Raw genomic sequence first — 7,858 nt, forward strand, 5'->3', positions numbered from 1 at the left:
GGTATTGTCTACGGTCACGCGGTATTTCCTTCAAATGGGTCAAAGCCGGGCCAATTTAGCTTACAGTTGTTCGCTAAACAACTCCGATCACTTCATCAGCGGCCAAACAGGCGCCCCAGTAGGGATTGCAGCAGTCCGACTTTGGCAGTGGAGCCGTTCAACTCGTCCAACCGCTCCTGAATACGGCCAAACAGGGTATCGGGCATATCAGGCTCACCGGCGACACAGCCAGTGAGCAACTCGATGGCCTCTTCCACATGATCCACCGGGTGGATGTGGAACTGGCCCGCGTCAACCGCCGCAATCACCTCGTCAGAGAGGTTCAGCTGCTGGATGTTGGTGCCCGGCAAAATGATCCCTTGCTTGCCGGTGATGCCGTGGATTTTGCACACCCGGAAGAAGCCTTCAATCTTCTCGTTCACGCCGCCAACGGCCTGCACATTGCCAAACTGATCGACCGCACCGGTCACGGCGAAGTGCTGATAGATAGGCTGGCGGGCGAGGGCAGAGAGCAGGGCACACAGGCCGGTCAGGGAGGCGCTGTCACCGTCAATTTCGTGGTAAGACTGCTCAAACACCAGATTCGCCGACAGGGGGGAGGGGTTCTCTGCACCAAATTTGTTGGAGAGATAGCCGTGGATAATCATCATCGCCTTGGCGTGGATATGACCGGCCAGCTCCGCTTTGCGCTCGATATCCGCCACATCGCCATCACCAAGGTGTACGGTCGCGGTGAGGCGCACCGGCTCGCCGAAGTCATAAGGGTGACCGGAGACCTGAATGACAGACAGGCCGTTGATCTGGCCAATCTCTTCGCCATCGGTTTGCAGCAGGATCTGGCCGTCTATAACCCCCTGATCGGACTGCTCAACCAGATAGTTGAGGCGGTAATCCTGCTCCTCCAGTGCGCCGCGGATATGCTCGTCGGTGACCACATCAGATTCCAGCTCCCGGGCCACACTGTCAGCCATCCGCATGATGGCGGAGAGTTGCACTTCGGAGAGCGACAACCACTCCTGATGGTCACAGAGGCGGCTGGCATGACGACAAAGGGCGGCGAGGGCGGCTGGCGTGAAGTCCAGCAGGCTCCAGCGCTGGCGCAGCCAGGCCAGGTACTGCAGAAATTCCTGCAGATCCTCTTCAATATTCACCTCTGATACCAGATCAGCGCGCAGGAAGATGCGCTCGGACATATCCCGATCCAGCATCTGGAACTCGGCCACATCGAGTCGGTCACCCACCAGGATCAGCTTGAGCTTGATGGGGGTCGCTTCAGGCGCGAAGAAGGGGGTCAGAGTTTTCCCTTCCTGATAGGCGTTCCAGTCCAGCTCGCCTTTTTGCATGGCATTTTTCAGTTTGAACCAGAGGTGCGGCTGATCCAGCAGCTCGTCCAGTTGCAAAATGAGGTAGCCGCCGTTGGCTTCGCGTAGCAAGCCAGGCTCCAACAGGTGCTGGTTGGCATAGACAGAGCCTTGCTCTGTCTGGTAATTGATGGAGCCAAACAGGGTATCCCAGTTGAGATCACGGCCATAAATCACCGGCGCTTCCTGCGCTTCGTGGTGGATCAGCAGGTTGATCAGAATGGGGTGCTGGAACTCCAGACCCAATGCCACGTGAGCCGCCAGATCGGAGAGGAAATCATCGATTTTCGGATCATTGTTCTGCTTGCGCATGATGCGGGTCACGATGCGTTCGGCATCGAGATGGTGGCTCAACAGCTTGAGCAGCTCGCCAACCATTTCGCAAAACTCGACGCCGGTGCCCGGTTGCAGGCGCAGCCAGATAGGCTTGTAGGGGTTGTTCAGATTCTCGGTGTAGCAGAGATCAAACAGGTCACCATCCTTGCCATGGGAGTCGGCAATCAACGTTTGGCAAACGCCTTCGTAATCTGCGCCGGGGAATCCGTTGAGCAGCATAACTGGACAGTCACCATCAAAACTGGCCAGGCGTTTGATGCCGGAAATGGCTCTGGGTTGCAGCGCAGCAAAGGGGATAGGTTCAAGCTCGCTGAGCTTGGGGAACTGTTCAATCGCAAAAGCGGGTTTTAATTGTTCTGATGTTAATTCAGCCACTTAAGACATCCGGTCGAAGATAGGATCAATTGTTGCCATTATACACAGTTCAATTAGTGGTGACAGGAAACAAGATATCTTATTTAACATAATATACATTATGCGCAGTGTTCACAGGCTCTAAATTAGCGCTTCCCACCATTACGCAAGCCACGGCCAGCGCGGCCCCCGTGCTTGCCAAGTATTTTTTTAGGGCATCGTACCAAGCCGCTTTTACGTTCGGATCCTTCGCTCTTACCGCTGTCAGTGAAATCATAACTTCCGCTGGGTCTATTCCTATTTCGTTCGCCATCCTAATTGCAGTCTCATCAGTGAATTGCGACTTCCCAAGCTTAATTTCAGATATGTATTGGTTGGTGAAACCAAGCTCTGCGGCGGCTTCTTTAAACTGAGTCATGTTTTTGTGCCTCATGTAGGCTTCCAACAGCGTTTTAGAGTCCATTTTGTTGTTCCTCGTCTGTTTAGATTCGCACCAAATATAACCTGTAAAGCATTCAGATTCCCGCTTGCTTTGCCATCGCAACCGTATTTAACTCGCACCAATCAAGCAAGCATTTGACTGAGTGAGGGACGAAATGGAAGCGCAGACCCTACAGCAACAAACCCCGATTTACCACGTTTGCCAGCATTGCGGCGGCGAAGGTTGCTCCGCTTGTTCTGACCTGCTGATTCTGGAAGGTGACATTCAACTTGACCCCGAATGGTCTGACGAGCTGCCCGCCGTTGCGCCGATAAATGGGGTTATCGGCACCACCGCTGATGACTATTCATCCATTGAGTCCCGTCTTGCCCATGTGAACAAGCTTGCTGCCCGTTTCCCGTACAGCGCCAAAAATGCCGGAATTAACCGTGACGTGCTTTGTGACGGTGCCGATTCTGCTCCCAAGGCTGACCCTGTTTGTCCCAAGTGTGGCAAATCCCGTTTCGATTCGGCTTATGGCTGCCTTGCTCCACAGGTCTATTCCCCTGCGGCTGGTGATTGGGTATGCGGCAAAAAGACCGCTGCCCCCTCCCCCAAGCCTGCCCCCAAATACGACATCGGTTTTGATGACCGGAATATGTATCAGCGCCGTGAGGATGAACTTCGCCTCGCTGGTGAGTGGGAGGTCTAACCATGTCTCTCGAAACTATTGCTCAACGTGTTGCCCGTTATAACTCCGGTCGCAATCGTCTACTTGCTCTCCGTATGCAACGTGCCAGCAACTTGAATCCGGCTCTTTATTGCCCGCGTTGCTTTCTGAGTAATCCATCCGGTGAGCTTACTTGCTCTCGTGCAACTTGTCGGAGTGCTTCCAAATGATTGGCTATACCGTTCGCCGTCTGCTCGATTTTCCTGACAAAGTGAAGGCACCTTTCACCCTGCTTTCGTCCCCTGCCCTGCTGGCAGATGACGCCGAGCAGGCAACCCCTGCCGAGTACCTTGACCACTTGCAGACTCTCGGCCTGCCCTTTGATGATGATGTCTCGATACTGCATCGGGCTTACTCCGACCAGTACAACGCCATTCACACCAAGCCCCGTTTCGCTGATCAGCCTCGCCATTTTGTTCGCGTTGGCTCCTTTGCCTATCTGGATGATAAAGCCCTGCTCAAGTATGGCGACATCAACGCCCCCGAGCATTGCCAGCACCGCCATGATATGACCGTGCGCAATCACTACCTCCTTCCGTGGTTCCGTTCTGCCTACTCCCAAGCCCTTGAGTACGCTGGTTTGCTCGAAGCGAATCAGCGCATCAAAGGGCTTTTCGACCTGATGAACATTTCCGGCGATTGCGGAATCCTCAATCTCACCTCTGACGATGAGGGATTCGAGGCATTCGCCGAGCGCCTGGCTAAACATGTGTTGACCCTGCGTAAGGATTATTTTGATGGAGACGAAGAGGAATATGCCGCTTTCTGTCAAGCCAGAGCGCTTCTCGAAAGTTATGACCTTCGTGATCCCGAATTTGATTACCAATTTGAAGAGCCCGAAGTTGCTCGCCCTAATCATTGGCTCAATCGTTGGTCTGAACCTGCTTATCTGGTTAGGGCTATTCGTCGCGCCTCAGCTCGTCGACTCTTCGACGCTTCCCGCGTTGCTGGAGTTGTTAACAAACACTCACAGCCCTATTCACCTGATTACCTTGTTTCTCGCCGGATTCATCGTAGTCGCAAGAATCGACTCACTCTTTCAGGTCTTGCTGCTGTCAGTGCTGCTGATCCTATGGATGGTATCAAGCTTATAGATGCCATAGACGCTTCGGTCTCTAATCCAGAGGTACAACGCGCCGAGCTGATGACCCGCCTCAAAGGTTTCGAGACCATCGCCAAGCAGGAGCGCCACGCCGCCTTGTTCCTCACCATCACCTGCCCTTCCCGCTTCCATCCGACCAGCGGCGGCAAGACTAACCCCAACTGGATTTCAGCGGGCCGCCCTACTGTCAAAGACGGTCAGGACTACCTCAACGGCGTATGGCGCAACATTGGTCGCCGCTGTGCTGACAAGGGCACCGAAAAGGCCCCCCGTGAGCCCATTTCTGTATACGGATTTCGATTTGCCGAGCCCCATGCAGACGGTACGCCTCACTGGCATTGCATCATCTTCGTGCCCTACAAACGCGCCAATGAGTACCGCTCTATCTGCCGGAAAGAGTGCTTCAAGGACTCCCCCAATGAGGCGGGCGCCAGCAAACACCGCTTTACCTGCAAGCCGTTATCTCTCAAGCGCGGCTCTGCTGTGGGCTACTGCTCCAAATACATCGCAAAAAACGTTGATGGTTTCGCCGTTGGCGAAGACTTCGAGACCGGAACCTCTGCCCTTACCACTGTCCAGCGCGTCCTTGCATGGAAGAGCGCCAACAACATCCGCCAGTTCCAACAGATCGGCGGCCCAACAGTAACCGCCTGGCGCGAACTGCGCCGGATGGCTAATCAGGATTACGACATGCCCGGATTTGAAACCCTCACTCAAGGCGATTGGCTGCTGTTGGACTCTTGCCGCCGTGCTGCTGACGAAGGCAACTGGGACGCTTTCTGTGTCGCGATGGGCGGCATCTTCTGCTCCCGTGACAAGCAGGCCCTGCGGCCTTCTTACTCCACCCCTAAGGCTTTTATCCGCCTCAATGCTGGAAGAATGGATCGCCCGTACCACGAGAACGCCACTGATTTCGAGCTGCGCGTTAGTCCTGAAGGCCGCCTGACTCAATACGGCGACCCTGCAAAGACCACCGTTGACGGCTTGATCTTCAATCAGATTCACATCGCCACCCGCCCCAAGCGTTACCAAATCAAGTCGCTGGAAGCGTGGGAAACCCAGAAGAAAAAACTCATTGAGCAGGTGCGTGACTACTTCATCACCGCCACCGAGACAGGCGAATACCTGCACATGGCTGACGAACTGTATGAGCAGGGACGCGAGAAGCTTCTCGAAGACCTCGACAACAACCACCTTATCGCTCTGGACTGGGCCGACTGGCAGGAGTGGGCAGCGCGCAGCGCTGGCGACTCCTGTCCAGTCTGGCCGTCAGTTCCCTTGGACCCGTGTCAATAACTGCCCTAAGCACCAAGCAACCACCAACTCACAGAAGGCTTAAAAAATGAAAATCATCGCTCAGATACTCTCAGGCACCGATATCACCACCGCCACAAAAGACCGTGACGGGCGCAAGGTCACTACTGGCACCGTGAAGTTGCTCACCACTGACCCTAGCCAGATCATTGATGTGGCCATTACCGAAGAGCAGGTTACAGCCGGCTATCACGGCATGTTGAAAACCATCGCTGGCAAAGGCCCGACCGAATTTATGGTCGAATACCGGAACGGCTCGTTCGGTGACGACAATGGCCGCCACCGCCAGTTTAACGGGTTCCGTCTGGTAGACCTGCCCGCAAGCGTCCAGAACGCTAAGGCGTAATCCATGGACGCCCTACCTGACTACTCCCAACTGATCGTTGCTGCCGCCTACATGCTGCTCTACGCCATTGGGTTCATGGGAGGGAATCAACGGTGATAGAGCCAGGTATTGAAATGTTTATTGCTGGCGGGTTCCTTGTTTGGCTCGTTGGCTATGGCTCTGGCACGGTGTTCCGACACACCCGCCAGATATTTGAGAAGGCCTCTCGGGGCAATTGAAAACCGTAAACGCAATTCAAGGTTGAGCTGTATTGAAAAGCGTAAACATTAATCAAAAGGAAATGATCATGAAAATTCGTAATATGGTTCGTAAGTACGCCGCTCCGGTTCTGGTTGCTGGCTCTGTTGTTGCTTCCTCCGCTGCCTCTGCTGCTGGCGCTCTGGATGCTGCCACTGTCACCACCGTCAAAGAAAGCGTCCTCGCTGACGCTGGCACCGCCTCTGGTGCAGGCTTCGCGGTCATGGCCGTAGTGCTTTCCCTGTCCATCGGCTTTGGCCTCTTGCAGACTTTCGTCCGCAAAGGTGCTCAGGGTTAATCACTGGCGGGGCTCTGCCCCTGTACTATCGGGGGGCTCTGCCCCCCTTTTTTCAGGTTCATCGCGGCTTTCCGGGGAAGGCCGCCTTGATTTTCAGAAAAAAGTATTCTGAGTCCCTAAATCCATATGCCATGCGCTTTATCACTTTGATCTTGTTGTTCACCCCTTCCAGCACACTCGTGTGCATCGGGTAGTTTGCACTCGCCAGGATCCCCCGCATATATTTCGATAAATTTCGACCAAATCGTTGCAGCGGCGCTAGCCCGCTTTCCTTCACCTGCCGCATCCAGCTCCGCCATCGTCGCCATCCTTCCCACACGCTCGGCGCATACCAGATGCCCTTCAACCCCTCTTTCAGCACGTACACCATCGCCAGCGGTTGATTCGCCGCCAACAGCTCCTGCAACTTCACATCCTGTTTTTCACTCAACTTCGCCCGATTACGTAGCAGCAACCAACGCGCACTTTTGACCACTTTTCGCGCCGGTTTATCGCTTTTCAGTGCATTCGCCTGCTCCACTCGCACCCGGTCCACCACCTCTCGGCCATAGCGAGCCACCACGTGGAACAGGTCGTAGACCACCTCCGCCTGCGGGCAGTGTTGCTTCACCTCCAGGTCGAACGCCGTGTTCATGTCCATCGCCACCGCTTCAATCTGCTGGCATCGCTCGCCGAGCTGCTCGAAGAAGGGACGGATAGCGGCCCGGCTGTTGCCGTGCCCCACCCACAGGACGCGGATTCGCTCGGCATCCATGATCACGGTGGCATAGCGGTGTCCCTTGTGCAGGGCAAACTCATCCATCACCAGCCGCCGCACCTCCCCAAGTTCGATGGTGCCCACACTGGTCTGCAAACGGCGCTTGTCGATCTCCTTGATGGTGTGCCAACCGACCCCGGTGAGCTGGCTGACATGGCGGATGGGGAGGTACTGAACGAGCGCTTCAATCCAGCACTGCATGCGCCGGGTGAGGCGGGAGCCAGAGGGGAGCCAGTCGATATGTTCACTGACGCGACCACAGCGCAGACAGTCGACGCGGCGAACAGGCAGTTGTAACCAGACTTGTCGGTCAAATAGGTCTCGCTCACGCACCCGGCGGATACGTTGGTCGTGGATCAATGGCGTGGGTTGCAGGCATCGGCGACAACGGGGCAACAGGTCGGCGCGAGGCTCAAGGGTAAACAGGGTGTGATGGTTGGCAGAAAGCGCTTGGGCGATGACGGTATAACCTGGCCAGAAGGAGGCAATATCAATATGATGCACGGCGACAGCAGGGTGATGGTGGTGGTGTGTTTGGAGACAGCCAGTTTACCAGCACCCTGTCTGTCAACTTCCACTTCCCCAAGATCCCGCGAAGAACC

Annotated in this window: 7 protein-coding genes; 4 read left to right on the forward strand and 3 right to left on the reverse strand. The window is 55.3% G+C overall.

Translation table 11 applies throughout. From position 1 onward, the window contains the following. Positions 1-95: 95 nt before the first annotated feature. Positions 96-2,072, reverse strand: coding sequence for a Lon protease family protein (locus AB5Y97_RS15675; RefSeq protein ID WP_139741226.1), 1,977 nt, complete (start codon positions 2,070-2,072; stop codon positions 96-98). 79 nt (positions 2,073-2,151) lie between these two features. Beyond that, entirely contained in the window at positions 2,152-2,514 is a 363-nt protein-coding gene (locus AB5Y97_RS15680) for a helix-turn-helix domain-containing protein (RefSeq protein WP_368158395.1), read from the reverse strand. A gap of 133 nt (positions 2,515-2,647) precedes the next feature. Between AB5Y97_RS15680 and AB5Y97_RS15685 the strand changes: the two genes are divergently transcribed. The 4 genes from AB5Y97_RS15685 (at position 2,648) to AB5Y97_RS15700 (ending at position 6,499) form a co-directional block, all read left to right on the forward strand. Then, on the forward strand, positions 2,648-3,184 hold the full coding sequence (locus AB5Y97_RS15685) for a hypothetical protein (RefSeq protein WP_368158397.1): 537 nt from the start codon (positions 2,648-2,650) through the stop codon (positions 3,182-3,184). Between the two features lie 184 nt (positions 3,185-3,368). After that, positions 3,369-5,600: a replication endonuclease gene (locus AB5Y97_RS15690; protein WP_368158399.1), complete on the forward strand. Its 2,232-nt coding sequence runs from the start codon at positions 3,369-3,371 to the stop codon at positions 5,598-5,600. A gap of 46 nt (positions 5,601-5,646) precedes the next feature. Then, positions 5,647-5,964: a hypothetical protein gene (locus tag AB5Y97_RS15695; RefSeq protein ID WP_335861422.1), complete on the forward strand. Its 318-nt coding sequence runs from the start codon at positions 5,647-5,649 to the stop codon at positions 5,962-5,964. Between the two features lie 286 nt (positions 5,965-6,250). After that, entirely contained in the window at positions 6,251-6,499 is a 249-nt protein-coding gene (locus tag AB5Y97_RS15700) for a hypothetical protein (RefSeq protein ID WP_167567170.1), read from the forward strand. A 58-nt stretch (positions 6,500-6,557) separates the two neighbouring features. Here the strand turns inward: AB5Y97_RS15700 and AB5Y97_RS15705 are convergent, their stop codons facing one another. After that, positions 6,558-7,760 (reverse strand): ISL3-like element ISAeme19 family transposase, encoded by a 1,203-nt coding sequence (locus tag AB5Y97_RS15705; RefSeq protein WP_368157222.1) that lies wholly within the window; start codon positions 7,758-7,760, stop codon positions 6,558-6,560. Between the last annotated feature and the right edge of the window lie 98 nt (positions 7,761-7,858).

This window comes from Aeromonas sp. R10-2 (genome assembly GCF_040908445.1).
Lineage (GTDB): Bacteria > Pseudomonadota > Gammaproteobacteria > Enterobacterales > Aeromonadaceae > Aeromonas > Aeromonas veronii.